This window comes from Actinoplanes sp. NPDC026619 (genome assembly GCF_040638295.1).
Taxonomy (GTDB): domain Bacteria; phylum Actinomycetota; class Actinomycetes; order Mycobacteriales; family Micromonosporaceae; genus Actinoplanes.
Genome location: NZ_JBEZYA010000016.1, coordinates 91322 through 117506, shown reverse-complemented (window position 1 = coordinate 117506; position 26185 = coordinate 91322). Strand labels below are relative to the sequence as shown.

At 71.8% G+C, this 26185-nt stretch carries 20 protein-coding genes; 9 read left to right on the top strand and 11 right to left on the bottom strand.

Annotation, left to right across the window (positions count from 1 at the left end):
• The first annotated feature begins 34 nt into the window (after positions 1 to 34).
• Genes AB0E90_RS30940 through AB0E90_RS30920 form a run of 5 tightly spaced genes read left to right on the top strand, consistent with a single transcriptional unit; the run spans position 35 to position 6559 of the window.
• Positions 35 to 1360 carry a 3-oxoacyl-ACP reductase gene (locus AB0E90_RS30940; RefSeq protein WP_360413644.1) on the top strand — a complete coding sequence of 442 codons (1326 nt, stop codon included), beginning with the start codon at positions 35 to 37 and terminating at the stop codon, positions 1358 to 1360.
• Entirely contained in the window at positions 1360 to 2184 is an 825-nt protein-coding gene (locus tag AB0E90_RS30935) for a MaoC/PaaZ C-terminal domain-containing protein (RefSeq protein WP_360413641.1), read from the top strand. Before AB0E90_RS30940 ends, AB0E90_RS30935 begins: the two co-directional genes overlap by 1 nt.
• 49 nt (positions 2185 to 2233) lie before the next feature.
• Entirely contained in the window at positions 2234 to 3445 is a 1212-nt protein-coding gene (locus tag AB0E90_RS30930; RefSeq protein ID WP_360413639.1) for an acyl-CoA dehydrogenase family protein, read from the top strand.
• Positions 3446 to 3471: 26 nt separating this feature from the next.
• Positions 3472 to 4974: an AMP-binding protein gene (locus AB0E90_RS30925; protein WP_360414061.1), complete on the top strand. Its 1503-nt coding sequence runs from the start codon at positions 3472 to 3474 to the stop codon at positions 4972 to 4974.
• Positions 4975 to 4993: 19 nt separating this feature from the next.
• Positions 4994 to 6559, top strand: coding sequence for a GGDEF domain-containing protein (locus AB0E90_RS30920; RefSeq protein WP_360413636.1), 1566 nt, complete (start codon positions 4994 to 4996; stop codon positions 6557 to 6559).
• Here AB0E90_RS30920 and AB0E90_RS30915 read toward each other — a convergent pair.
• The 3 genes from AB0E90_RS30915 to AB0E90_RS30905 all read right to left on the bottom strand — a co-directional run bounded on the left by AB0E90_RS30915 (position 6542) and on the right by AB0E90_RS30905 (position 9894).
• Positions 6542 to 7342: an endonuclease/exonuclease/phosphatase family protein gene (locus AB0E90_RS30915; RefSeq protein ID WP_360413633.1), complete on the bottom strand. Its 801-nt coding sequence runs from the start codon at positions 7340 to 7342 to the stop codon at positions 6542 to 6544. The genes AB0E90_RS30920 and AB0E90_RS30915 overlap by 18 nt on opposite strands.
• A gap of 74 nt (positions 7343 to 7416) precedes the next feature.
• On the bottom strand, positions 7417 to 8679 hold the full coding sequence (locus tag AB0E90_RS30910) for an alpha-amylase family glycosyl hydrolase (protein ID WP_360413630.1): 1263 nt from the start codon (positions 8677 to 8679) through the stop codon (positions 7417 to 7419).
• 24 nt (positions 8680 to 8703) lie between these two features.
• Positions 8704 to 9894 carry a serine hydrolase domain-containing protein gene (locus AB0E90_RS30905; RefSeq protein WP_360413627.1) on the bottom strand — a complete coding sequence of 397 codons (1191 nt, stop codon included), beginning with the start codon at positions 9892 to 9894 and terminating at the stop codon, positions 8704 to 8706.
• 132 nt (positions 9895 to 10026) lie between these two features.
• Here AB0E90_RS30905 and AB0E90_RS30900 point away from each other — a divergent pair, with 132 nt between their 5' ends.
• Genes AB0E90_RS30900 through AB0E90_RS30885 form a run of 4 tightly spaced genes read left to right on the top strand, consistent with a single transcriptional unit; the run spans position 10027 to position 12891 of the window.
• Positions 10027 to 11124: a sensor histidine kinase gene (locus AB0E90_RS30900; protein WP_360413624.1), complete on the top strand. Its 1098-nt coding sequence runs from the start codon at positions 10027 to 10029 to the stop codon at positions 11122 to 11124.
• Entirely contained in the window at positions 11121 to 11810 is a 690-nt protein-coding gene (locus AB0E90_RS30895; RefSeq protein WP_360413621.1) for a response regulator transcription factor, read from the top strand. The genes AB0E90_RS30900 and AB0E90_RS30895 overlap by 4 nt, the downstream gene beginning before the upstream one ends.
• Before the next feature lie 53 nt (positions 11811 to 11863).
• Positions 11864 to 12013 carry a hypothetical protein gene (locus AB0E90_RS30890; RefSeq protein WP_360413618.1) on the top strand — a complete coding sequence of 50 codons (150 nt, stop codon included), beginning with the start codon at positions 11864 to 11866 and terminating at the stop codon, positions 12011 to 12013.
• Entirely contained in the window at positions 12010 to 12891 is an 882-nt protein-coding gene (locus AB0E90_RS30885) for a GNAT family N-acetyltransferase (protein WP_360413615.1), read from the top strand. The genes AB0E90_RS30890 and AB0E90_RS30885 overlap by 4 nt, the downstream gene beginning before the upstream one ends.
• A 595-nt stretch (positions 12892 to 13486) precedes the next feature.
• Here the strand turns inward: AB0E90_RS30885 and AB0E90_RS30880 are convergent.
• The 8 genes from AB0E90_RS30880 to AB0E90_RS30845 form a co-directional block, all read right to left on the bottom strand.
• On the bottom strand, positions 13487 to 15088 hold the full coding sequence (locus tag AB0E90_RS30880) for an MDR family MFS transporter (RefSeq protein WP_360413612.1): 1602 nt from the start codon (positions 15086 to 15088) through the stop codon (positions 13487 to 13489).
• Positions 15085 to 15492, bottom strand: coding sequence for a MarR family transcriptional regulator (locus tag AB0E90_RS30875; RefSeq protein ID WP_360413609.1), 408 nt, complete (start codon positions 15490 to 15492; stop codon positions 15085 to 15087). The genes AB0E90_RS30880 and AB0E90_RS30875 overlap by 4 nt, the downstream gene beginning before the upstream one ends.
• A gap of 211 nt (positions 15493 to 15703) precedes the next feature.
• The gene (locus AB0E90_RS30870; RefSeq protein WP_360413606.1) at positions 15704 to 17338 is read right to left on the bottom strand and encodes a rhamnogalacturonan lyase B N-terminal domain-containing protein; all 1635 of its coding nucleotides are present in this window, start codon (positions 17336 to 17338) and stop codon (positions 15704 to 15706) included.
• A gap of 2 nt (positions 17339 to 17340) precedes the next feature.
• The gene (locus AB0E90_RS30865) at positions 17341 to 18396 is read right to left on the bottom strand and encodes a hypothetical protein (protein ID WP_360413603.1); all 1056 of its coding nucleotides are present in this window, start codon (positions 18394 to 18396) and stop codon (positions 17341 to 17343) included.
• Positions 18393 to 19556, bottom strand: coding sequence for a glycosyltransferase 87 family protein (locus AB0E90_RS30860; RefSeq protein ID WP_360413600.1), 1164 nt, complete (start codon positions 19554 to 19556; stop codon positions 18393 to 18395). The genes AB0E90_RS30865 and AB0E90_RS30860 overlap by 4 nt, the downstream gene beginning before the upstream one ends.
• A 36-nt stretch (positions 19557 to 19592) precedes the next feature.
• Entirely contained in the window at positions 19593 to 20093 is a 501-nt protein-coding gene (locus AB0E90_RS30855) for a sortase (protein WP_360413597.1), read from the bottom strand.
• Between the two features lie 90 nt (positions 20094 to 20183).
• Positions 20184 to 24713, bottom strand: a complete 4530-nt coding sequence (locus tag AB0E90_RS30850; protein WP_360413594.1) for a PAS domain S-box protein — start codon at positions 24711 to 24713, stop codon at positions 20184 to 20186.
• 35 nt (positions 24714 to 24748) lie between these two features.
• Entirely contained in the window at positions 24749 to 26083 is a 1335-nt protein-coding gene (locus AB0E90_RS30845; RefSeq protein WP_360413591.1) for a jacalin-like lectin, read from the bottom strand.
• Between the last annotated feature and the right edge of the window lie 102 nt (positions 26084 to 26185).

Sequence of the window (26185 nt, the reverse complement as noted above, 5' to 3'; positions counted from 1 at the left end):
GCTACCATTTACTACCGGTGAGTAGGCTACCTCCATGGGTGACAGGTATGCGAGCTTCGCAAACTCCGGGATGGGTCGTGGTGTCGTCAAGCGTCTCGGGCTGCCCGATCCCCCGCGGCTGCGCCGTTTCTCGCCGGGCACGCCGCTGACCGACGGCCCGGTGCTGCTCGGCGCCGCCGACGGCGGGCGCCTCGCGGGCACGGTCGGCAAGCTGCTGGAAGCGGCCGGCGTCGAGGTGTCCGAGACGGCCGCCGACGGCGCGCGGTACGCCGCCCTCGTCTTCGACGCCACCGGGATCACCGACTCGGCGCAGTTGCGCGCGCTCTACGACTTCTTCCACCCGGTCGCCCGCAGCGGGCGCACGTCCGGCCGGGTCGTCGTGCTCGGCACCCCGCCGTCCTCGGCCGCGACCCCGCGCGAGGCCACCGCGCAGCGCGCCCTGGAAGGGCTGACCCGCAGCATCGGCAAGGAGTTCGGGCGGGGCATCACCGCCCAGCTCGTCTACGTCGAACCCGGCGGCGAGACCGCGGTGGAGTCGACCCTGCGTTTCCTGCTGAGCGGCCGATCGGCGTACGTGTCCGGCCAGGTCATCGGGATCGGCGCCGGCACGCCGGCCGCCCCGGCCGACTGGGACCGGCCGCTGGCGGGCAAGACCGTGCTGGTCACCGGCGCCGCCCGGGGCATCGGCGCGGCCATCGCCCGGGTCTTCGCCCGCGACGGCGCCGAGGTGATCGCCCTGGACATCCCGGCCGCCGGCGACGCGCTCGCCACCGTCGCCAACGACGTGCGCGGCCGGGCGCTGCAGCTCGACCTCACCGCGGCCGACGCGCCGCAGCGCCTGGCCGAGCGGCTCACCGGCCTCGACATCATCGTGCACAACGCCGGCATCACCCGGGACAAGACGATCGCGCGGATGGACGAGAGCCGCTGGGACTCGGTCATCGACGTGAACCTGTCCAGCCAGGAGCGGATCAACGACCTGCTTCTGGAGCAGGGGCTGATCAACTCCGGCGGGCGGATCATCGGGGTGTCCTCGATGGCGGGCATCGCCGGCAACCGCGGCCAGACCAACTACGCCACCAGCAAGGCCGGCGTGATCGGGCTGGTCCAGTCGATGGCCCCGGTCCTGGCGGACCGGAACATCACGATCAACGCGGTCGCGCCGGGCTTCATCGAGACGGCGATGACCGCGAAGATGCCGCTGTTCCTGCGCGAGGCCGGCCGGCGGATGAACAGCCTGTCGCAGGGCGGGCTGCCGGTCGACGTGGCCGAGACGATCGCCTGGTTCGCCTCCCCCGGGTCCGCCACGATCACCGGGAACGTGGTGCGCGTCTGCGGTCAGAGCCTGCTGGGGGCGTGATGGCCGTCGTCGAGGTCACCGCCGAGCCGTCGGGGCTCTATCTGCGGGCGGCGCTGGGTCTGCTGCCCGGCCGGCGCCCGGCCGGCCTGCCCGACCTGTCGCTCCTCCGCCGCGGCGTGCCGGTCGATCGCGACCACCTCGCCCGCTACAACCGGGTCTGCGGATTCCGGCTCGGCGACACCCTGCCACCGACCTATCCGCACATCCTCGCCTTTCCGCTCGCGATGCGGTTGATGTCGGCGGGCGACTTCCCGTTCCCGGTGGTCGGCGTCGTGCACATCGCCAACCGCATCACGGTGTCCCGGCCGATCGACGCCGGCGAGGTGCTCGACCTGACCGTGTGGTGCGAGGATCTGCGACCGCACGACCGCGGGCAGCAGTTCGACGTGCACGCCTCGGCCGCGATCGGCGACGAGATCGTGTGGAGCGGCGTTTCGACGTACCTCTCGAAAAGCGGTGCCAAGGGCGCCAAGCGCGACCAGCCGCTGCCGCCGGCCCCGACCGCTCGCTGGCGGGTGCCGGCGAACATCGGCGCCCGCTATGCCGACGTGTCCGGCGACCGGAATCCCATTCACACGTCGCGGATCGGGGCGCGCGTGTTCGGCTTTCCGCGGCCGATCGCACACGGCATGTGGAGCAAGGCGCGCAGCCTCGCCGCGCTCGAGGGCCGGCTGCCCGCGCAGTACACAGTGGACGTCGCGTTCAAGCAGCCCATCCTGCTTCCGTCGACCGTCGGCTTCACCGCGTCGGCGGCGAACGACGGCTGGGAATTCCGGGTCGACGGCAAGCGGCCGCATCTTGCGGGCGTGGTTACGCCACCGTAACGTTACCGGCGGGTAAATTCCGGTTTCGGCCCGAAGGGTGTCCGCACGCATGGAGTTCTGGCTCGACCTCAACGAGGAACAAAACGAACTGCGGGAATGGGTCCACGGCTTCGCCGAAGGGGTCGTCCGGCCCGCCGCGGCCGAGTGGGACGAGCGCGAGGAAACCCCCTGGCCGATCCTCCAGGAAGCCGCCAAGATCGGGCTGTACGGGTTCGAGTTCCTGGTCAACACGTGGGCCGATCCGAGCGGGCTGAGCCTGCCGATCACCAACGAGGAACTGTTCTGGGGCGACGGCGGCATCGGGATGGCGATTTCCGGAACCTCCCTCGCGGTGGCCGCGATCTACGGGTCGGGCTCGCCGGAACAACTCGTGGAGTGGGTGCCGCAGTGCTTCGGCGACGTGTCCGACCCGAAGGTCGGCGCGTTCTGCTCGACCGAGCCGGAAGCCGGTTCGGACGTGGCGGCGATCAAGACCCGGGCGGTCTATCACGAGGCGTCGGACGAGTGGGTGCTCAACGGCCAGAAGGCGTACGCCACCAACGGCGGCATCGCCAACGTGCACGTCGTCACCGCCTCCGTCGACCCCACCCTCGGGTCGCGCGGACAGGCCGCCTTTGTCATCCCACCGGGCACGGCCGGCCTGGTAGGGACTCGCAAATTGAAGAAACTCGGGCTGCGTGCCTCGCACACCGCCGACGTCTTCCTCGACGACGTGCGGGTGCCGGGCAGCTGCCTCCTCGGCGGCAAGGAAGCCCTCGACGAACGGCTCGCCCGGGCCCGGTCCGGACAGCGGGCGTCGCGCCAGGCCGCGATGAAGACGTTCGAGCTCTCTCGGCCGGCGGTCGGCGCGCAGGCGATCGGCATCGCCCGCGGCGCTTATGAATATGCGCTCGAATACGCGAAGACCCGGGTGGCGTTCGGCCGGCCGATCATCGAGAACCAGGCCATCGCGTTCGCCCTCGCCGACATGAAGACCGAGATCGACGCGGCCCGGCTGCTGGTGTGGCGGGCCGCCTGGATGGGCCGCAACGAACGGCCGTTCACCGCCGGCGAGGGCTCGATGTCGAAGCTCAAGGCGGGCGAGGTCGCGGTGGCCGTCACCGAGAAGGCGGTGCAGATCCTCGGCGGGGCCGGTTACCTGCGCGAGCACCCGGTCGAGCGGATGTTCCGGGACGCCAAGATCTACACGATCTTCGAGGGCACCTCCGAGATCCAGCGGCTGGTGATCTCCCGCGCCATCTCCGGGGTGCAGATCCGGTGAAGGTCACCCCCTTCATCGTCGCGACCATGGCGCGGCGCGGGCTGCTCACGCCGGGGGCGCCGCACCGGGTCGCGCAACAGTTCGCGGAGCTGCATCGGTGGGGGTTCGGGCTGGCCGGCGAGTTGCGACAGGCCGCCGCCCGCTCCCCCGGGCAGGTTGCGGTCATCGACGAAACCCGCTCCCTGACCTATGCCGAGTTGGTCGATCGATCCGCGCGGCTCGCCGTGGCGCTCCCGGTCGTGGCGGGCAATCGGGTCGGCGTGCTGTGCCGCAATTCGGCCGTCATGGTCGAGACGCTGGTCGCGGTCACGACCGTGGGTGCCGACCCGGTTCTGATCAATACGGGCCTGTCGGCCACGCAGCTCGCCGCGGTGATCGACGCACAGGACCTGTCGGTCGTCGTACACGATCCGGAATTTTCTGATGTTCTCGGGGATTTTCCGGGCGCGATCCCGTCCTCTGCTCTCGACGCGATGATCAGCGCCGTGCCGTCCCAGGACCTGTCGCCGCCGTCGCGCACCGGGCGCACGATCGTGCTCACCTCCGGCACCACCGGGATGCCCAAGGGGGCGCAGCGGCCCACGCCCGGCGGCTTCAGCCCGCTCTGCTCGATCATCGACCGGATCCCGCTGCGCGCCGGGGTCCGCATGATGATCGCGGCGCCGCTGTTCCACACCTGGGCCTACGCCGGCATGCAGATCGCGCTCGCCCTGCGCGCCACCATCGTGTTGCGGCGCAAGTTCTCGCCGGGCGGGACGCTCGACGCCATGCGGGACAGCGGGGCGACGGCGCTCATCGCCGTACCGGTGATGCTGCAGAGCCTGATGGAACTCCCGCCCGAAGCCTCCCTCCCGGCGCTGGAAATCGCCGCGGTCAGCGGCTCTGCTCTGCCCGGTGGCATGGCCACCCGGTTCATGGACCGGTACGGCGACGTTCTCTACAACCTGTACGGCTCCACCGAGGCGTCGTGGGCGTCCATCGCCACCCCGGCCGACCTGCGCGCCGCCCCCGACACTGCGGGCCGGCCACCGCACGGGACGGTGATCGCCGTGCTCGCCGGTGACGGAGAACCCGTTCCGGCCGGCGAGACCGGGCGGCTGTTCGTCGGCAACGAGATGCTGTTCGAGGGCTACACCAACGGTAGCTCGCGGGAGCTGCACGACGGGCTGCTGGCCACCGGCGACCTCGGGCACGTCGACGCCGGCGGCCGAGTCTTCGTCGACGGGCGCGAGGACGACATGATCGTCTCCGGCGGCGAGAACGTCTTCCCCGGCGAGGTCGAAGGCCTGCTCGCCGACCTGCCCGACGTGCTCGAGGTGGCGGTGATCGGGGTGCCCGACGACGAGTACGGGCAACGGCTCGCCGCCTACGTCGTGCTCCGCGGCACCGCCTCGCTCGACGCCGACGCGATCAGAGATCATGTGCGCAGCAACCGGGCCCGCTTCTGCGTGCCGCGAGACATCGTGTTCCTGCAGTCGCTGCCCCGCAACGCCACCGGTAAGGTGCTGAAACGCGAGCTGCCACGCTGATCCGTTTGGAGCGTCGCCCATGCATGAAGCCTCGCGGCGGGCCGCGCGCCTGCTGGAGAGGGCGCAGGCCGGCGAGGCCGACGCGGTTCTGACCGAGGTCGAGTCCACTCTGCGCGGGCCGGGCGGCGACCTCGCGGCCATGCACTTCGTGCGGGTCGTGGTCTTCATCGTCCGCGGCGACCTGCGGGCCGCGCTCGCCGCCATCGAGCTGATGCTGCGCGCCGCCGAACGCGAAGGCAGCAACGGGTGGATCGCGTGCGCGCTCAGCACCCGCGCCTCCGAACGGATGCGACTCGGCGAAGAAGACGGCGCCGAGTACGACGTGGACGCCGCCCTGCGCGACCTGATCGCCGCCGAGACCCAGCTGACCGACGAACCCGACCCGATCGCGGCCGTCAACGCGCGCGTCGGCATCGCGGTCGGTTACCAGCAGTTGCGGCTCTACGAGCTGGCCGGGCCGCAGTTCGAGGCGGCCTACGCGATCAGCGCCTCCGACCTGTCGCAGAACGTCAACCGGGCCATGTGGCTGATCAACCTCGGCGAGATGCACCTGCACTGGGCGTTGGAGCTCTATCAGATCGGCGACGTCGCGGCGGCCGAGGAACACACGCTCATCGCCGAGGGGTTCGCCCGGCGGGCCGCCGCCGAGGACCCGGGCGCCTACCGGGACTACGCGCTGCTCATGGCCGCCTGCGCCCGCGCCGACCGGTACGACCCGGCCGGCGCCTCACACGACATGGAACGCTACTTCGAGATCTGCCAGGAGCAGGGCATCAGCCCGGCGGCGCTCGCCTTCAGCGCGCCCTTCCGGGCGGTGGCGCTGAAACGGATCGGCCGGCTCGACGAGGCCGTCGCGGTGATGTCGGCGGCCGTCGACGCGCTGCCCGCCGACGCCGGCTGGCTGATCACCGCAGCCACCTATCGCACCCACGCGGTGCTGCTGCAGGCGCGTGGCTCCGCCGACGCCACCATCGGGCTGCGGTACGGCGACACGGTCGCGTCCGCCCTCTGGCGTCAGCGGCAGCACACCCTGCACACCGCCACCACGCTGAAATCGCTCGAGGTGCTGCGCGCCCAGCACGAACAGGCCACCCGCGCCGCCGACCTCGACCCGCTCACCGGCATCGCCAACCGGCGCGCCTTCGACCGGGCCGTCCGCCGCGCCCAGGCCCAGCGCGGCGCGGCGGGCGCCACCGTCACTGTCATGATCATCGACGTCGACCGCTTCAAACAGATCAACGACACCAGCGGCCACCCGTTCGGCGACGCCACCCTGCGGTCGATCGCCCGCGCGCTCGGCGCCGTGCTGCGCGACCAGGACCTGATCGCCCGGCTCGGCGGCGACGAATTCGCGGCCCTGCTCGTCGACGCCGACCCGGCGTTCGGCTCGGCCATCGCCGAACGGATGCTGACCGCCGTGCGCGAGCTCCGGGAAAGCCCGGCCACCGTGAGCATCGGGGTGGCCACGTCGTCCGCCACCGAGCTCGGCGAGGCGCTGCACCGGGCCGACCAGGCGATGTACGACGCCAAGCGTTCCGGCGGCGACGCGGTCCGGGAGTTCATGCCGTTAGCGGAACACCCCTAGATACATGCAGTGGTCGGAGTAGCCGGTGTTCGCGCGGGCCACTCCCACCGGGGTGAGGAACCCCGGGCTGGCGAACAGGTAGTCGATCTTCCGCGGCACCGGGATGAACGTGGTCAGCACCTTCTGCCGGTCCCGGTTCGCCTCGACGAACGACGTGTAGAAACCGTCGAGCGCACTGTCCTCCGGCATCGAGTTCAGGTCCCCGCCGAAGATCACCGGGCTGGTCGCCGCGATCGGCGTCAGCCACCGGCGCAGCGCGCTCAGCTGCGCGTCCCGGTTCGGCCCGCTCGTGGTGGTGTGGGTGGTCACCACGAACACCGTCCGCCTCCGCAGCACCGCCGTGGCGCCCAGCACCACGCGCCCCTCCGCCTCGCCGTAGGGCGACGGCAGCCGATAGATCACCCGGCTCGCGAACGACCCACGAGCCACCAGCGCCACACCGAACGCCCGCCCGTGCTTGGTGTCGTAGTTGTCGCACTGTCCACCGGTGTCCGCCGGCGCGAACGTGGCCCGATACCCGAACGGGGCGAGCCGCGTCTGCAACGCCAGGAACTGCGAGTAGCAGACCTCCTGCAGCATGGCCACCGAGGCGCCCAGCTTGTAGATCCGGTAGGCGATGTTCGCACTGGTATCGCTCGTCTCACCGTGCCGGCACACGTTCCCGCAGATGTTGAACGTCACGGCCCGCACCGGCGGCGGCGCGGCCTGCGCGGGCGCGGGCGCTCCGGCCACGACGGTTGCGGCAGCGGCGAAGAGGCTGAGGACCAGGCGACGGATTCTCATGCCGCAAGGTTCGGCGGCCGAGCACCCTCACCTCAGGTAACAGCGGTCGCAGCCTGGTTGCCTTTCGGGACGCGTCAAGATGTGCCGATCGACCAGCTGAACGGCGGGAGGTCGGCGACGCCGGCCGGGTCGATGGTGACGTCGCCGGCCTCGTGCTTCCACCCTGCCGGCGGCAGCTTCGCGACGGCGCCGCGGTCGCCGAAATTCAGGGCGACGGCCAGGCGGCCCGCTTCCGCCCCCAGTGTGTACGCCAGGACGCCGTCACCCAGGGTGTGCACCTCGGTCGTGGCCCGGACCAGCCACGGGTTGCGCCGGCGGATGCCGATCAACTGCTGGTGCAGGTTCTGGATCTCCACGCCGTAGTCGTCCAGGTCGGCCGGGGTGGGCGGGAACTCCGGGCGGATCGCGTCGTCGCCGCCCGCCCGCTCCTCCTTGACGCCGTGCCAGCCGCGCTCGTCGCCCGCGTAGATCGACGGGACGCCACCGACCGTGAACAGCACGGCGAGCGCATGCGGCAGGTGACGCGGCTCGGTCAGGCGGCTCGCGATGCGGGTCACGTCGTGGTTGCCGACGAACGTCTGCGGCACGAACCCGGCCAGCATCTCGTTGTGCCGGGTCAGCGCCCACGCCAGCTCGTGCGGGTTGGTGTCGTTGAGCGAGCTCCAGATCGCCTTCCACAACTCGTACTGCGTCACCGAGTCGAGGCCGCCCTCCGACACGTACGCCGCGTAGTCGCCGTGGATGATCTCGCCGCTGAACCAGACACCGGGGTTCTTCGCGCGGACCCGGTCGGTGACCGTCCGCCAGAACGGGACCGGCACGGCGTAGGCGGCGTCCAGCCGCCACGCCGAGACGCCCCGCTCGCTCCAGTACTCCATGACGCCGGCGACGTGGTCGGCGACCGCCGGGCTGGCGTGGTTGAGCGCGACCAGGTTGCGGTGACCCTCGAAAACCCGGAAGTCGTCTCCCTCGCGGACGAACCAGTCCGCGTAGGGCGAGGCGGCGCCGTTGCTGAGCACGTCGGCGAATGGCGAGAACGAACGGCCGACGTGGTTGAAGACGCCGTCGAGCATCACCCGTACGCCCAGGGATTGGGCCTTGTCGATCAGTGCGACCAGGTCGTCCTCCGTGCCCAGCCGTGGGTCGACGCGGAAGTGGTCGGTGGTGTCGTAACCGTGTGACTCCGACGCGAAGACCGGGCCGAGCATGAGGCCGTTGCAGCCGAGGGTGAGGAGGTGGTCGAGCCAGCCCTCCAGCGCGGGCAGCTTCCGCTTCCCGTTCCCGAGGAATCCGAGAGGGTAGACGTGCCACCAGATCGCATGGTCGGGCCAGCTCATCCGCCAAGACTACGGACCTCGCGGTCAAGCGCCACACAGGGCGTCGTCGATCAGGGCCGTCGTGACGTCATGCGCCGGCTTCGGCACGCCCGGGTCACGCTTGAGCGAGTCGGTGTTGATCGAGACGATGATGCTGCGCCGGCCGTCGGCGCGGACGCCGTTGCGGGTCTGGAAGCCCATGATGTCGCCGCCGTGCGACCACTGACCGCCGCACGAGTTGGGGATCCACATCAGGCCGAGGCCGTATCGGGCGCCGGGCCAGTTCTGCTCGAACTCCGGGCTGGTCGGCACGGTGCGCTGCATCTCGGCGAGCTGCGCGGGCTTCAGGACCTTGCCCGTGACCAGCGCCATCAGGAACCGGTTGCCGTCCGCGGCGGTGCTGATGATCTCGCCGGCCGGGCCGCCCCAGGTCGGGTTCAGCCGGGTGGCGTCGATCGGCTCGCCGTAGTCGGGGTCGTCCTCGGTGGCATCCGGGCCGGGGAACCGCTCGTAGCCGACCGCGTGCGGGCCGGGAACGCCCGGGTTGTCGGCCGGCAGGTAGGTGTGCCGCAGGCCGAGCGGCGCGATGATGCGATTGCGCACCTCGGCCCGCCAGTCATTGCCGGTCACCGCCTTGATGATCAGCCCGGCCAGCATGTAGTTGGTGTTCGAGTAGTCCCACTTCGCGCCGGGGGCGAACTGCGGCGGGAACGTCATCGCGGTGGCGACGGCCTGCTCCGGGGTGAGCGAGTCGAACCGGTGCTGCTCGAAACCCTCCTGGGTGAACAGCCACGGCATGCCGGCGAGATAGTCGGTGAGGCCGCTGGTGTGCTGCAACAGCTGCCGGACAGTGATCTTGCGGCCGTCGTTGCCGTTGCCGCTGACCACGCCGGGCAGCCAGTGGTCGACGGTGTCGTCGAGGGTCAGCCGCTGCTCCCCCACCAGCTGCAGGACGGTGGCCGACACGAACGTCTTGGTGAAGCTGCCGACCCGGAATCGGGCATCCCACGGCACCGGGGTCTTGCGGCTGACGTCGCCGAAACCGCTGCGGACCCGGATGGTGGCGCCGCGCGCGGTGTCGAGCTCGGCGAGGACGCCCGGGGCGCCGTAGGCGAGGATCCGGTCGGCGTCGCGCTGCATGGCGTGCCGTTGCGGGGCGGTGTGGTCGGTGCCGGCCGCGGTGACGCCGGTCAGCACCACAGCGCTGCTGGTGATCGCGATCAGTGCTCGTCTCATGTGGTCGACGCTAGGCGGCGCATCGACGAATATCGTCGCCCGCTGTGGGGAATCCGTCTGCCACCAGAGGGGTAGACGGGATACCCCGCCGAGCGGATGCCGCCCGCGCCCGGCCTGGATAGCGTGTGTCGGGTGCGGACCTTCCTGCGACCAGTGCTGGCGGATGTGCTGCTCGCGACCCTGCTGACCGCGCTGACCGTGGCCACCGTCGCGGGGCAGCCCGGAAGCGCGTGGCCGTGGGCCGTGCTGCTGGCCGTGCTGTCGGTGGCGCCCGTGGCGCTGCGGCAGCTCGGGCCGGTGCTGACGATGCTGACCATCATCGCCGCGATCGCGGCAGCCTCGCTGTTCGGTTACGGCGATCTGCCCAGCGGCGGGGTCGGCCTGCTGGTGGCCATGTTCTCGGTGGCGACGCTGCGGTCCCGGCGGATGGCGGCCCTGATGTTCGTCTCCACGGTGGCTCTGCTCGCGCTGGTCTACCTGACGATGCGCGACGAGCTGGTCTGGTCGCAGATCGCCCAGGCCGCGCTGATCATCGCGGGCGCGTGGCTGCTCGGCGAGAGCACCCGCCGCTGGGCCCGGCGCACCGAGCTGGTCGCGGCCCGGGCGGCGCGGGCGGTGGCCGACGAACGGGTCCGCATCGCCCGCGAGCTGCACGACATCCTCGCCCACCACATGTCGGTGATCTCGTTGCAGGCCGGCCTGGCGGAATATGTGCTGGATGCCGACCAGGCCACCGCCCGCAAGGCCATCGGCACGGTGGCCGACACCAGCCGGGAGGCGATGCTGGAGCTGCGCCGCCTGCTCGACGTGCTGCGCGTGGACCGTGACGACGAGCCCGACCTGCGCCCCCAGCCCGGCCTGGCCATGCTGGACGAGATGATCGTCCGCACCCGCGCCGCCGGGCCGGCCGTCACGGTGGTCGTGAGCGGTCCCGCCCGCCCGCTCCCACCCGGGCCCGACCTGTGCGCCTACCGCATGGTGCAGGAGTCGCTGACCAACGTCCTCAAGCACGCCGGGCCGGCCGGCGCCCAGGTGGCGCTCGACTACGGCCCGCACACCCTGACCATCCGGGTGACCGACGACGGCCCACCCGTGCGCGCCTACACCGAGTCGCACGGCATCCGCGGCATGCGCGAGCGGGCCGAGCTCTACGGTGGCGTTCTCACGGCCGGCCCGCGCGCATCGGGCGGCTTCGCCGTCTCGCTACGCCTCCCCCTGGAGGAGCAATGACCGCCCACGAGGAGCCTGTTCGCGTCCTGGTCGCCGACGATCAGCCGCTGATCCGGGCCGGGCTGGTCGCGCTGTTCCGGGCCGCCGACGGCTTCGCGGTCGCCGGTGAGGCCGCCGACGGGGCGGAAGCAGTCACGCTGGCCGCCGCCACGAGCCCCGATGTGGTGCTGATGGACATCCGCATGCCGGTGCTCGACGGCATCGCCGCCACCCGCGAGATCCTGGCCGCCGCCGGGCCCCGGCCGAAAGTGATCGTGCTGACCACCTTCGACCTCGACGAGTACGTGTACGGCGCGCTCGGCGAGGGCGCCTCGGGATTCCTGCTCAAGGACACCCCGCCGGAACGCATCATCGGCGCGATCCGCACGATCGCCGCCGGCGACATCCTGCTCGCGCCGAGCATCACCCACCGGCTGATCGAGACGCACGCCCGCGCACACCGCGCTTCGGCCGGTGGCAGCCGCCGCCTCGACGAGCTGACCGTCCGCGAGGCCGAGGTGCTCCGCCTCGTCGGCAACGGCTTGACCAACAACCAGATCGCCGCCCGCCTCGTGGTCAGCGAAGCCACCGTGAAGACCCATCTGAAACACACCATGTTCAAGCTGCGCCTGAGCAGCCGCGCGCAGGCCGTGGTGGTCGCCTATGAGACCGGCCTGATCATCCCCGGCGATCCGGCAGACCGGTGAAGCTCACGCGCAGGGCCAGCCGGCCGGCCGGTGAGCTGGTTCAATCGTGTGCCATGACGACGAACCGTTCCATCCCGGCCGCGACCGTGGTGCCGGTGCTCACCGATCCCGACGTGGTCGACACCTTGGGGCGCGCCCACCAGGTGCGCATCAGCCAGGACCATCGGGGCGAGCGGGTCGGAAAGACGGTGGTGGCCCGATGAAACCGCGCGACTACTCCGGCCCGGCGGACCTGGCCGCCATGCAGCGCATCGTCCAGCGCGCCTGGAACCCGGACAGCCACTGGCACATCGGTGACCTGGCCTGGCAGCGGCCGTCCATGCCGGACCGCACCATCGCGCTGTGGGACGAAGCCGCGTGGGCGTGGTTCTCGGCGGGCAACGGCCTCGAGATGGCGGCGCCGCCGGAGCTGGTCGGCGCGGTGCTGGCGTGGTTCGACGAGATGGCGGGCGACGACGAGAAGTCGGTCACCGTCATGGAGACCGACGCGGCCGCCATCGACGGGTTGACGGCGGCCGGATATCGGCCGGCGCAGACGACGACGTTCTTCCGGCACTGCCTGCGCGAGCTCGACGACACGCTGCCGGCGCCGCAGATCACGGCGGGCTACCAGGTGCGCTCCGTCCGGCCGGGCGAGCTGGCCGCGCGCGCTGCCGTGCACCGGGCCGCGTGGCAGCTCAAACGGCTCGGCGAGATGCAGGTACCGCCGGTGGATCTGGGCGAGGGCGGGTCCGGCATGACCACCGCCCGGTACGGCGAGATCATCGGCCACTGGCCCTATCGTTCCGATCTCGACCTGGTCGTCGAGGCCCCGGACGGCAGCCTCGTCGGGTCGGCGCTGGGCTGGATCGACGACGTCAACCACGTGGCCCTGCTCGAGCCGGTCGGCGTCGACCCGGAGCACGGCCGGCGAGGTCTGGGCGCGGCGGTCAGCCTGGCCTGCCTGCACGCGATGCGCGCGGCCGGCGCGACACTGGCCGTGGTCTGCCCGCGCGGCGACGACGCCTACCCGGTCCCCCGCCGCCTCTACCACGCCGTCGGCTTCCACGACGCCGGCCGCACCGTGACCTACCAGCGCTGACCCACCGGCCGACAGCGGTCACCACTCGCGGTTGCAGCACCGCGCCACCCGGGGTGCTGCACCGCGCAACGCCGCTCCACCAGCGGTGCCGCACAGTTATGCCCGCCGCGCACCCACCAACCTCGCCCGCAGCGCACCACCGCCCTGCCCGCACCACCACCCGCCGCGCACCACCAACCTCGCCCGCAGCGCACCACCGCCCTGCCCGCACCACCGCCCTGCCCGCACCACCGCCCTGCCCGCATCACCAACCCTGCCCGCAGCGCACCACCGCCCTGACCGGCGGCACCGGCGCCGGGCTCAGCCAGGCCAGGCGCGAGTGTGGCGAGCGCGGCACGTCAGCGCCGGTCCGGATCGTGTCGGAGGCGTGGTCACGCCCAGCTCCAGAATGTTGGGGTCTCGCCGCGCGCGGACGGCCCAAAATCCTGGATACCGGTGCCACAACCACGGTCCGAGACGCCAAGTTCAAGGAAACCGGGCTGTGCCAGGTCGCGAAAGATCGCCGGCTGCGGAGACGGGGGCCGAAACGCTGTCGGCGGGCGCCGGCTCGGAAGGACGAGCGCGGCACCCGCCGACTTACGCGCGACGCCGGGGGCTATGCCGCGGGTGGGGGCGATGCAGGGCTTGACGGGGTGGGGGCGGGTGCGTCCGGGGCGGGGAGGTCCAGGCTCGTACGCAATGGGGCCGGCTTCAGGAACGCTGCCGCGACCAATCCGACCACCGCGATGGCCGCGCTGATCAGGAAGATGTGGCCGGTGGCGTCGCCGTAGGCGGCGCGGATGATGTGGGTGATGGCGGGCGGCAGGCCGTTGAGGTTCAGGCTGCTGGATTCGCCGCCGCCGGAGGTCGGGATGCCGGCCGCTGCCAGGTCGTGGGTGATCTGGGTAGTTACCCGCCTGGCCAGCACCGCGCCCAGCACCGACACGCCGATCGCGCCGCCCATCGAGCGGAAGAACGCCACCGTTGCGCTCGCGGCCCCGATGTTGCGCAGCGGCACCGTGTTCTGGACGGCGAGGACGAGATTTTGCATGCTGGCGCCGACGCCGAGGCCGACCAGCAGCATGCCGGCGCCGACGAACACCAGGGAGGTCTGGTGGTCGATGGTGCCGAGCATCAGGAAACCGGCGAGAAGAACAACCAGGCCACTGATGATGTACGGCTTGATCCGGCCAGTTTTGGTGATCATGCGGCCGGTGATGATCGAGGAGATCAGGACGCCCGCCATGAGGGGAATGGTCAGCAGGCCGGCCTCGGTCGGGCTGTAGCCGCGGCCGATCTGGAAGTACTGGCCGAGGAAGACTGCGCCGCCGAACATGGCCATGCCGACCGCGAGGCTGGCGACGATGGACAGTGCCGTGGTGCGTTCGCGGACGATGTCCAGCGGCACGACCGGCTCGGCGGCCCGGGATTCGACCCAGACGGCCAGGGCCAGGAGCACGACGGCGCCGCCGACCATGGCGAAGGTCTGCCAGGAGAGCCAGGGGAAGGTGCTGTCGACGAAGGACACCCAGATGAGCAGGGTGCTGACTCCGGCGGCGATCAGCACGGCGCCGGCGTAATCGATCTTGACCGATTCCCGCCGTGAAGTGTGCACGTGCAGGGTGGCCTGCAGCAGGATCAGGGCGACCACGGCGAACGGGATGCCGACGAAGAAGCACCACCGCCAGCCGAGCCAGGACGTGTCGACGATCAGGCCGCCGAGCAGCGGACCGCCGACCGTGGCGAGGGCCATCACGCCGCCGAGGTAACCGTTGTATCGGCCACGCTCGCGCGGCGGGATCATCGCCGCGATCACCACCTGGACCAGTGCCTGCAGGCCACCGACGCCGATGCCCTGGAAGGCGCGGGCCGCGATGAGCTGGCCGGCGCTCTGGCTGAAGCCGGCCACGACCGAGCCGGCCACGAAGATGACGATCGCGATCTGGACGAGGGCTTTCTTGCTGAACAGGTCGGCGAGCTTGCCCCAGATCGGGGTGGTCGCGGTGGCACTGAGCAGCGTTGCGGTGACCACCCAGGTGTACTGCGTCTGGCTGCCGTTGAGGGCGCCGATGATCTTCGGCAGGGCGGTGGAGACCACGGTCGCGCTGAGCATGGCGACGAACAGGACCAGCAGCAGGCCGCTGAGCGCCTCGAGGATCTGCCGGTGAGTCATGTCCTCGGCGGCGGGCGCGGGTGGTGATGTGGTGGGTGCGCTCATCGCGCGGCCTCCCAGTCTCGGTGGCGGGATCGGGCATCCGAGAGGAAGCGTTCGAGGCTGCCGGCGAACGCCGTGACCTCGGACGGCTGCCAGCCGACGAGGGCCTGTCGCCGGAAGGTGGCGAACCAGTCCCGGGCATCGGCCAGCGCCTCGGTGACCTGCAGCGCGGTGGCCCGCCGGCCGCCGGAGTCGGCGCGCCCGGCGACCAGACCGTGCTCGACCAGGCCGGCGATGGCCCGGCTGACCGTGGACGGGTCGAGCCCGGAGCGTTCGGCCGGCTCCGTGGCGTGGCATCCGTCCGGCAACACCGACTCGATCACGGCGAGGCCGGCGAGCAGTCCGGCCGGCACGCCCGGTCGGTGGTGCTGCCACTGCTGCTTGCTCTGCCGCACGAAGCGGCCCACCTCAAAAAGATGGCCGGCGCTGTCCACGTCCCCTCCGGATGTGTGTGCGCCAAGCATCCATCAATACATGCCCATAGGGCAAGATTGCGCAAAGAGAAATGTAGGACAGTCCGGTGGCCCGGGCGTGTCCCGGCGCCCGGGCCACCGGCGACGTGCGATCCCGCAGGTGGGTGTGGTCAGCGTCCGCGAAGCGGGCGCCGGCCGCGGGAGATCACGCCGGGTCCACCGCCAGTGCGTCGAAGATGAAGTTCGGGCTGAGGAACGTGTCCCCGCTCGAACCGCTCAGCGTCGACACCGACAGGGTGTTGTTGCCGGTCTTGAGCGCGCTCGCCGGAACCGTGAACGTGTAGGTCACGTTCACGCCCCGCCAGGTGCCACGGGTGACCCCGCGCGAGTTGAGGTTGGTCGGCGCCGGCGAGGCCGAGGCCGGCGAGGTGAAGCTGCCGACCGCGAGGGCCGGCCGGCCACCGGCGAACGCTCCGGTGGTGGCGATCCGGACCTTGACACCGCCGGCCGGAACCGAGGTCAGCGGCAGGATGATCGCGACCGGCGAATTGACGGATTTAAAGGAGGCCATCGGCAGCGTGGCAGCCGAGGTCACCGCGCCGGTCCAGGCCGACATCCGGGAGTCGGACGGGTGCATCGTCTCGATCTTGTCGGCGTTCTTGAAGCCGGCCGGGGTGCCGTCGAACTTGCCGAGCTGCAGCAGTGTGCCGGCGGCCGGCACGTCGCCGGTCAGGGCGAGGGTGCTGGTCGCTCCGGCGGTGACGGTAACGGACTTGGTGGCGCCGACCGCGAGCTCACCGGCGTACAGCGTCGCGGTGTAGGTGCCGGGCCGGACGTGACCGATCAGGAACTGGCCGGCCTTGCTCTGCCCCCAGTACTGGCCGTTCGGGCCGGCCAGGGCGACGGTCCCGGTCAGGCCGTTCCACGACCCGCCGGCGGTTCCGCTGACGCCGCCACGCGCGGTGTTGGCCAGCAGCCCCGGGATGTACGCGGAGAGGAAGTCCAGACTGCGCCCGGCCGGCAGCGCCCCGTCGGTGAGGGCGAGAGCGTACGGCCCGTGCAGCCCGAGCCGCAGGCCCTCGGTGTCGTAGTGCCCACTGAACATGTAGTGGGTGATGTTGACCGCGCCACCGGTGTCGTTCACCTCGATGTCCCGGAAGAACGGTCCGCCCGAGGTCATCTCGTTGCTGCCGGGGATGATGAACGCTCCATGGCCGTTCCCGGAGGCTCCGAACGGCTGCTGCACGATGAGCCGCTGAGAGCTGTAGAACTTCGACGCGGTCTGACCGTTCGCGAAGCTGAAGACATCTGAACCTTCAACGGTCGCAGTGGTAGAAGCCGTGCGAGCCGCGACCGGCGACGTATTCAGCAGCGACGAGCTGAGCCGGGTGATGAAGCGGGCTTCCCCGGGGTTCAGCGCCTTGGCGATGTCGGTGGCGATGTAGATCGTGTTGTCGTTCTTGCGGGCGAAGTAGTACATCGTCACGCCGATGTCGCTGTTCGCGGCGGTGACCAGAAGCGAGCCGTTGCTGAACGTCTTGCTGGTGACCGCGGCCGACGACCAGCCCGACTCGAACTGCCCGGCGGCCTGGCCGGACTGGGTGAGCTCGGTGCCGTTGTGCTTGAGCGACGTGATGTTGCCGTTCGTGGAGTTGACCACGAACGTCATGCCGCTGCCGGTGTCGTAGGTGATGTTCGTGGCCGCGGCGGCCCAGGGCTGGCCACCGAACAGGCCGACGCCGGCGAGGGCGGCCACCACGGCGACACCGCCGGCGAGAAGACCGCGCCGGCGCCGCGAGGGGAGGCGCCGGTGCGAGTGGGGGGACGGGATGATCGACATGCTTACCTGGTGGCCACCACCGCCGGAAAGGTTGCCCCGCTTGCCCGACTTTTTCCGGCCGAGACAAGCAGCAGCCCCAGTGCGCCGAGCGACCCCCACACGATCCAGTTCCCCGACTCGGCCAGCAGCACCAGGTAGCCGAGCGCGACGGCGATCAGCGGCCGCCGCCGGTCGACCGCGATGAGCAGCACCGACGCCACCGCGACCGGGAACCAGTAGTACGTGTAGTAGACCGGATCGGTGGCCACCCGCAGCAGCCCGGCGGCGAGCGGGACGATCGCGACCGCCCGCGGATCGGGCCGGCAGTGGCGGGCGATCAGCGCGACTCCACCGGCCACCATCGCGCCCTGCACGAGGCGCGTCGCCCAGGTCACGTCGGTCACGCCGAGCAGCGACGGAAGCGTCCCGGCGCTGATCCCCCAGTGCAGCCGGAACATCGCGAAATGGCCGGTCAGCACGAACGGCAGATAGCCGGCGACGCCGAGCGCGACGGCAACGATCCCGGTCCGCACGGCCCGCCACAGCGGCGCGCCGGCGAGCAGGCACGGAACCCCGAGGATCGCCCAGGGGGCGATCGCCACGCCGAGCGCGAGGACGGCCGCGGCGGCGAGATCACCTCTCCGGGAGGAAAGACGGGAGAGCTTGATGGCGTACGCCCAGAGCAGCGGAACCGCGAGCTCCGCCGGATGCCCGTTCCAGGGCAGCGGGGACGCGACCCAGATCAGCGCGAGCCCACCGGCGAGCACCTCGCGATGGAGGTGATCGCGGCACAGCCACATCGCGCCGGCGACGAGGGCCGCGCCGACCAGGGCGGCGACTCCGAGCGCCGGGGTGCCGTCGGCCTGCGCGCCCGCCATGAGCAGCCGGCAGATCAGCAGCTGGGCCGGGCCGGCCTGGTTCCACGGGTCGGCGTAGACCTCGGCGAACCGGCCGTGCAGAAGCAGGCCGGCGAAGCGCGCGAAGTCGGCGGCGTCCGGCGGGGTGGTGCGGGTGACGACGCCGGCGAGGGCGCCCAGGACCGCGGCGACGACCCACCGGAAGCGGATCAGAACCGTCACGCGGGGACCGCCACCGCACGCCGCAGGCGGACCGCCGGCCGGACTCCCCCGACCGGGGTGGCCAGCAGCGCCACGAACAGCAGCAGTTCCGCGCCGACGAGCCAGGTCTGGCCGTCGTTGCGCACGCCGAGCAGCACGTCCATGTAGCTGGGCGGCAGCGCCAGCAGCACCAGGCCGGGCAGGAAGCGCAGCCAGATCCGGGACGGCAGGCGGTGCACGACGATGAAGAGCAGGATCCCGGCGTCCGCGATGAGCAGGAAGTGGACCTCGGAGATGCCACCGGCCAGGAACGTGCCCAGCAGCAGCACGTTGCCGAGCCAGATCGGCGACAGCCGGTGGCCGCCGGCCCACCCGACCCGCCACAGCAGGGCGGCCACCACCGCGGCCGCGGCCACGACGCCGACCAGGTGCGGGACCTGCTGGCCCTCGGCCCAGCCGCGCAGCGACAGGTTGTTGACGGCGTTGGCGCCGTGCAGGTTGGTGCCGCCGGCGACGTAGCGCAGCACGTGCGGGAACTCCCGGCCGCCGGGCACCAGCGCGATGGCGAGCAGCAGCAGCGCCCCGGCGGGCAGCATGGTCACCAGCAGCGCCCGGATCTGCCGGTGCAGCAGTGGCACCAGCAGCAGCGGGACGAGCAGCGGCTTCATCAGCAGGGTCGCGGCGAGCAGGGCGCAGCCGAGCGTCCAGCGGCCGCGGTGGAAAGCGAGGAGGATCGCGACCGCCGCCGGCACCAGCAGCTCGCTGAGGTTGCCGAGGAACAGCGAGCGGGACCCGATGATGCCGCCGAGCAGGCCGAGGGCGGCCACGCCGAACACGGTGAGCCGGTGCGGGCGCGGCGCGGCCCGGGCCACCAGCAGCGCGGCCAGCAGCAGCGCCGCGACACCGGCGAGCACCCATCCGGCGAACGCGGCGGACGCCGAGCCGAAGGCGAGCGGCAGCAGCAGGACCGCCGCGGTGGGCGGGTAGACGAAGAGCGGGTCGGTGAAGACCGAGGCCCCGTGCATCAGGTCGGTGGCGGCGTTGCGCAGCGGCAGGTAGTCCATCCCGGGCACGATCCAGTCGGTGAGGATGACGGACAGCTGCTGGGCCGCGAAGACGGCCGCCACCACGATCAGCAGCAGCCCGAAAACCCGCGGCGGGACCCGGTGCACCAGTTTCACGTCAGCAGGATCGGCCGCCGTGGTGGCGGCCCTGAGTCACTCCTCCGGCAGCAACCGAGCCGAGACCACGAGGCTCCGGTCCTGCGCCCCACCGACCGTGATCAGGGTCAGAGTGGGCTGGTCGGGCGGGCCGTAGGCCTGGTCGGCGGGGAGCGCCTCGGTCGGGTAGACGCCGACGCCGGAGACCGCGAACCGGGCTACCCGGTGGTCGGCGCGGCGCACCGCGACCCGGTCGCCGGGGCGCAGCAGCCGCAGCCGGTAGAAGACCGCGGGGGCGCCGTCGGCCGCGATGGCCGGCCCGGCGATCAGCGCCGACCCCATCTCGCCGGGGGTCGGTGACTCCCTGTACCACGCGGCGGGGGTGTCGCCCATGGCCGGCAGGAGGTCGAGGGAACCGTCGGCGCACACCCCGATCGGCACCACGCCGGCGCTCACCCCGATCGCCGGGATCTCGAGCCGGATGGGCATGGACGCACCGAACACCCGGAACTCACGCAAGCCGGCGGTCGGGGCCGGCGGGAAATAGCTCTCAGTCATGGCGGCGTCTCCCCGGAGCGCAGCGGGACGACACCGCCCCGATCGACGCTAGCTCCGCCGTGCACGCCGCCGGAAGTCTTCTATCCGTGATCAGTCAGTACCGGCCCCGAACGCGACCGTCTCCAGCGTCACCACGAAGCGGGAGCCGCCGGCCGGGTTCGGCTCGTGGTGGATGCCGCCGTGGTTGGCCTGGGCCAGCCCCTGCACGATGTAGAGGCCGAGACCGGTGCCCTTCACGCTGCTGGCGGCGTCCCGGTCGGCGCGGGTCAGCCGCTCGAACAGGTGCGGCCGGAACTCCTCGGGCACACCCGGCCCGCTGTCCTCGACCTGCACGCTCGCGTGGCCGTGCCCGTCGCCGACCAAGCGCATCGCGGTGACGCCACCGCCGTACTTGGCCGCGTTGGAGAGCAGGTTGACCAGGATCTGCTGCAGGTGGCCGGGGTGGCAGAGCACCCGGGCGTCGGCGCCGGCGATCGTGATGTGTTCCAGGTCGGTCGCGGCCAGGACCTTCTCCACCTCGGCGCGCAGCGACAGCTCCTGCCGGATCGCGCTGATCGTGCCGGCGTCGATGCTGACCATGGCGAGCACCTCGCGGACGATCTCGTCGAGCCGGCCGGCCTGCCGGGAGATCGCGTCGATCGCCCGTTCCCGGCGAGCCTCGTCCAGCGCGGGCGGGTTGTCGCAGAGCAGCTCGGCGTAGCCGCGGATCGACTGGAGCGGGTTGCCGATCTCATGACCGAGCATCCCGATGATGTCGAGTTTGAGCTGGTTGGCCGCCTCCAGCTCGGAATTGCGCTCGCTCAGCGCGGCGGCGGCGGCGTCGCGGGCCCGCTCCGCAGCCCGCCGCGCCGAGATGTCGGTGACCACGCCGATGATGTTCTTGGGCCGGCCGGCGTCGTCGCGGACTAGGGAGATGGTGGCGGACGCGTCGACCCAGTGGCCGGCGGCATGCCGCAGGCGGCCCTCATGGGTGTAGGAGGTCGCGGCGCCCGCGAACAGGCCGGCGATCGCGTTGCGGATCGCGGCGAAGTCGTCCGGGTGCGCCAGCTCCGAGTCCGGCAGCGCGACGAGAACCTCCGGCGGGTAGCCCAGCATCGCCGCGTACGCCGGATTGACCTGGGACGGGCTGCCGTCGAGGCTGCGAATGACCTGGCCGGCGGCCGAGTTGGCGAACTGGGCACGGAACCGCTGCTCGCTCTCGGCCAGGGCGATCTCGGCGGCGCGGGCGGCGGTCACGTCCGTGTTGATCTCCAGGACCTGCGGATCGGCGCCGGCGCTGGGCCGGTGCAGCACCTGCCGGCTGAGCACGGCGACGGTCCGCCCGTCGGCGGTGAGGTGCTCCAGCGGGCCGGCCCAGTGACCGTCCCGGTCGAGGCCCTCCTCCACCTCGGCGGCGCCGCGGCTGGTCGGGAAGCCGGTGGCGAGCAACCGGTGCGTCCGGCGGCCCTGCGCGACGCTGAGCGGCCAGCCGTAGAGGCTCTCGGCGCCCGCGTTCCACCAGCGGATGGTGCCGTCCGGGTCGCGCACGATCACCGCGGCCGGGATGAGCTCGAGCAGCCGGGCCTGCCGGCGCAGCTCGGCGTCGGCGGCCCGCTTGGCGGTGATGTCCTCGACCTGGCTGACCACGTAGAGCGGCCGGCCGTGCTCGTCGAGCACCGGCGCGCCGGCCGTGGCCACCCACACGACGTGGCCGTCCTTGTGCCGGTAGCGCATCTCGGACCGGTAGGGGGCGAGCCCGGCGGTGATCGCGTCGCTCACCACCTCGTCGGCGGGCACATCGGAGGGGTGCAGCAGATCCTTGTAGGTCATCTCGGTGAGCTCGTCGGCCCGGTAGCCGGTGATCGCGCTCATCGCCGGGTTGACCTGCAGATATCGCCCGCGGTCGGGGTCGGCCATGCCGATCAGGGTGAGACCGAGCGGCGAGTTGTCGAACGCCAGCCGGAACCGGGTCTCGCTGGCCGCCAGCGCCGCGAGCGCGCGGGTCCGCTCGGCCAGCAGCTCGGCGTTGCGCTCGGCGTCGTCGGCATGCCGCAGCGCCGAGCTGAGGCTGTCGGCGAGAAGCGCGAGCTGCTGCTCGTCGGTGTCGTCGAAGACGTGCGCGCGGGTGGCGGAGATCTTCAGGCAGCCGATCACCCGGTTGTCGGCGTGCAGCGGCGCGATCAGCATGGACCCGATCCCGAGGCGCTCGCAGGCGGCCCGGTCGACGCGCGGGTCGTCGGTGGTGTCGGCGCAGTGCGCGGGCGCGTCGGTGACCAGCACCCGGCCGCTGAGCGAGCCCTGGATCCGCACCCGGACGCCGGCCGCGGCGGTCAGTGAGCCCGCGGTGGCCTGGTAGTACAGATCATCACCGTCGACCAGCTCGACCGCGGAGCCGTCGGCCGCGTCGAACGCCTGCACGGCCCGCTCGGCGACCACCCGCAGCGCGGCGTCCCGCTCGCCGGCCGCGGCGGTGACCTCGCGCTGCACCGCCAGGGTGGCGCGCAGCCGCTGCACCTCCCGCTCGCTGTTCGCGGCGGCGGCCCGCTCGGCCGAGATGTCCTGCAGCTGCACGAGCCGCCACCGCCGGCCCGCCGGCCCGGGGATCAGCGACAGCGTGACCCGGGTCCAGACGATCGTGCCGTCGGGCCGGCGCAACCGGCCGTCGTAACAGACGTCGTGGGCGCCGCGCAGCAGCGCGAGCCGGCCCAGGGTGGCCTCGTCCAGGTCGGCGGGATCGGTGACGTCCCGGTGGGTCAGGTTCACCATCTGTTCCCGCGGCAGGCCGGCGAGCGCGGCCGCGGCCGGGTTGACCTGCTGGAACTGGCCGTGCTCGTCGGCGATGAGCAGGCCGATCGGGCAGCCGTCGAAGGCGGTGCGGAACTGCTCCTCGCTGCGGGCCAGGTCGGCCCGGGCCTTGCGTTCGGCGGTGACGTCGAGCAGCTGCACGACGGCGGACTGCGGCCCCTGGTCGTCGGGCATGGCGATCAGGTGCACGGCCACGATGACCAGGCTGCCGTCGGCGCGGCGCAGCTCGGCCTCGCGGGCCGGTGGCGGACGGCCGTCCCGCTCGCCCTCGGTGTCCGCGGCGGTCAGGGCCAGCACCGGCAGCTGCACCGCGCCGAGCTGCTCGATGGAGTAGCCGAGCAGGCGCAGGAAGGCCGGGTTGGCGAGCTGGATGCGGCCGCGGTCCCGGCCGCGCAGGCCGATCACGATCTTGGGGACCGGGCTGTGCTCGAAGACCTCGGCGAACCGGTGCTCGCTGCGGGCCAGCCGGTCCAGCGCGGCCAGCACCGCGGTGCGTTCCGTCTCCAGCTCCTGCACCGCCGCGGTCGCACGGGCCAGCAGGTCCTGCTTGTGCGCGGCGTCGTCGGCGTGCCGCAGCGCCCCGGCGAGCGCGTCGGCGAGCAGGGTGAGCTGCTGCTCGTCGGCGTCGTCGAACGCGTCGGTGTGCTGGGCGGCCACGGCCAGCACGCCGAGCGAGCCGTGCGGGGTGCGCAGCGGCGCGAGCATCAGCGAACGGGTTCCGGTGGCGGCGCTGAACCGCTGGTTGCCGCGCGAGTCGGCGGACGCGTCGCCGGTGCGCACGGTCACGCCGGTGGCGATGGCCGGCTCGGCCAGCGAACCGGCCAGCGGCAGGCTCGGGATGAGGTGGGCGGAGAGCGCGCCGGTGCCGGCCGCCGCCCGCAGCGTCGCGCCGTCCGGCTCGATGAGCAGCACCACGGCCGAATCCCCGGTCGGCAGCACCTGCAGGGCGCGGTCGACCATCAGCCGCAGCACCGAGGGGCGGTCGGCCGCGGACGCGGTCACCTCCCGCTGCACGGCGATCGTGGTCCGCAGCCGCTGGGCCTCGACCGCGGCCGTCTGCTCGGCGAGTTTGCGCGCGGTGACGTCCTCGCACTGCAACAGCAGGTCGACGGCACCGTCCGCGCCCGGGATGCTGGTCAGGCTGACCCGGGCCCAGATGACGCCGCCGTCCGGCCGTACATAACGCTTGTCGAAAGCCGCCACCGTGCCCGGCGCCGCGCCCACCCGCTGGTTTTCCCGCTCGTTCTCCGTGCGGTCCTCGGGGTGGGTGAACTCGATGAAGTGATGGCCGATGAGATCGGCCGCGGGCCGCCCGAGCAGCTGTTCGAAGGACGGGTTGACCCGGTGGATGACGCCGTCGGCGCCCGCCATCACGGCGCCGAGCGGGCTGGCGTCGAAGGCCGCCCGGAACTGCGCCTCGCTGCGCAGCAGCGCTTCCCGGGTGGCCACGGCGGCGGTGCGGTCGACGATCTGAACAAAAATCTGCTCCGGTACGCCGTTGTCGTCCCGCAGCAGCGTCGCGGCCAGCAGGCAGGGCACCGCGCGCCCGTCCTCGGCCAGCAGCCGCAGCTGCGCCTGGTAGCTGCTGACCTGGCCGTCGAGGAGTTCGGTGCGGTGTTCCTGCTCGATATGACGGTCATCGGGATGGGTCATGGCCGCCAGGCCGAGCTTCACGAGTTCCGGCTCGGAGTAGCCCAGCAGGGCCGTGACCACGGGGTTGACCCGCAGCCAGGACCCGTCCGGGGCACACACGGCCATGCCGATCGGCGAGGAGTCGAACACCGACCGCAGACGCGCCCCGCTCTCGGCCGGCCGATCCAGGTAGCCGACGCTCACATCCGTCCGTTCGGCGGGAACCCCGCGAATGTGAGCTACCGCTTCGTGTAAATGACACCGACCTTGTCGACCTCGCCGCCGGAACGTCCCTGGAAGCCGGCCACCTGCCAGCCGCTGGGCGCGGTGCGGGTCACGCAGTCGGCGGTGGTCGCGCCGCCGGCCAGCGTGTTGCCGGCGCTGGTGGTGAACTGGGCGTAGAAGATCCGCGTGGTGTCGTTGTACTTGCCCGAGCAGAGCTTCACCGCGGTGACGTACTCGCTGCTGCCGAGGGTGAGCGACGTCGCCGTGCCGCCGGTGCCGCCGTGCGCGAGCACGGTGCCGCTGGTGAGGGTGAGGCCGATCTGGTCGACCCGGCTGCCGGCCCGCAGACTGATTACGCTCGCTTTCCCGGCGGCCAGCACCTTGTCGATGTCGTTGTAGTAGTCGCCGTGCGGGCCGCCGAACTGCTCGCTCATCTGGTAGGCCGCGCTGGTCGACCAGGAGAACTTCACGCTGATCGGGTCGTGGTCGCTGAGCATCAGGCCGGTGCCGCTCTCCAGGAAGCCGGCGTGCTCGTTGTGGTAGTCGGTGGCGTTGAGGGTGACGAGCCGGCTGCCGCGGTAGAGAACCTTGTCGACCACCTCGCAGGTGTCGGTGATCGCGTTCTCGTCGCAGACCAGCGCGTCGGTGCCGATGGCCGGCGCGACCCCGCCGCGTTCGATCTTCACCCAGGCGTCGGTCAGACCGTTCGCCGCCGCGAACGCGGCGATCGTGTCGCCGGACCGGGTGTAGCGGGTGTTCGAGTCACCCATGACCAGCACCGCGTTGCCGGCCGAGTGCGAGGCGATGAACGCGCTCAGCTGGTTGAGGTTGTCGGCCCGCGACGACAGGTCGCCGGCGTTGGTGCCGGCGTTCGTGTGGATGTTGTAGAGGTCGACGTAGACCCCCTCGGCCAGCCGCTGGCGCATGAAGGAGAAGCCCTTGGGCGTCAGGCAGTCGCCGGAGTCGAGCTGGCAGGAGTTCCAGTGCACGCGCTCGAAGTCGTCGACGTCGTAGGCGTAGTTCGACAGCGAGTTCAGCCCGCTGCCGATCCCGGCGCCGCCGCTGGTCGGCGTGCGGTAGGCGTGAGCGTCCGCGGCGTAGAGGGCAGCGTGGTAATTGAAGTCCTCCTGGACGTGGATCACGTCGTACGGGGCGAGCCGCTGCCCGATCGCGGTGGTCGCCGTGTCGCGCGGGGTGGGCGCGCTGGACAGGCCCTCGGGGAGCCCGGCGACGTTGTAGGACAGGGCGGTGAAGGTGCCGCCCGCGGCGAGCGCGGGTTCGGCGGAGACGGCGACGAGCGTTCCGGCGCCGATCACAGCGGCGGCAAGAACTGCCTGGATACGCGACATGTACCGGACAGTAGGGTTTGACGTCCGTCGATGGGAAGGCCCCCGCTTATCCTCATAGGTGAAAAAAGGTCGCGTTACTTCAAGATTCACCGGCCGACCTAC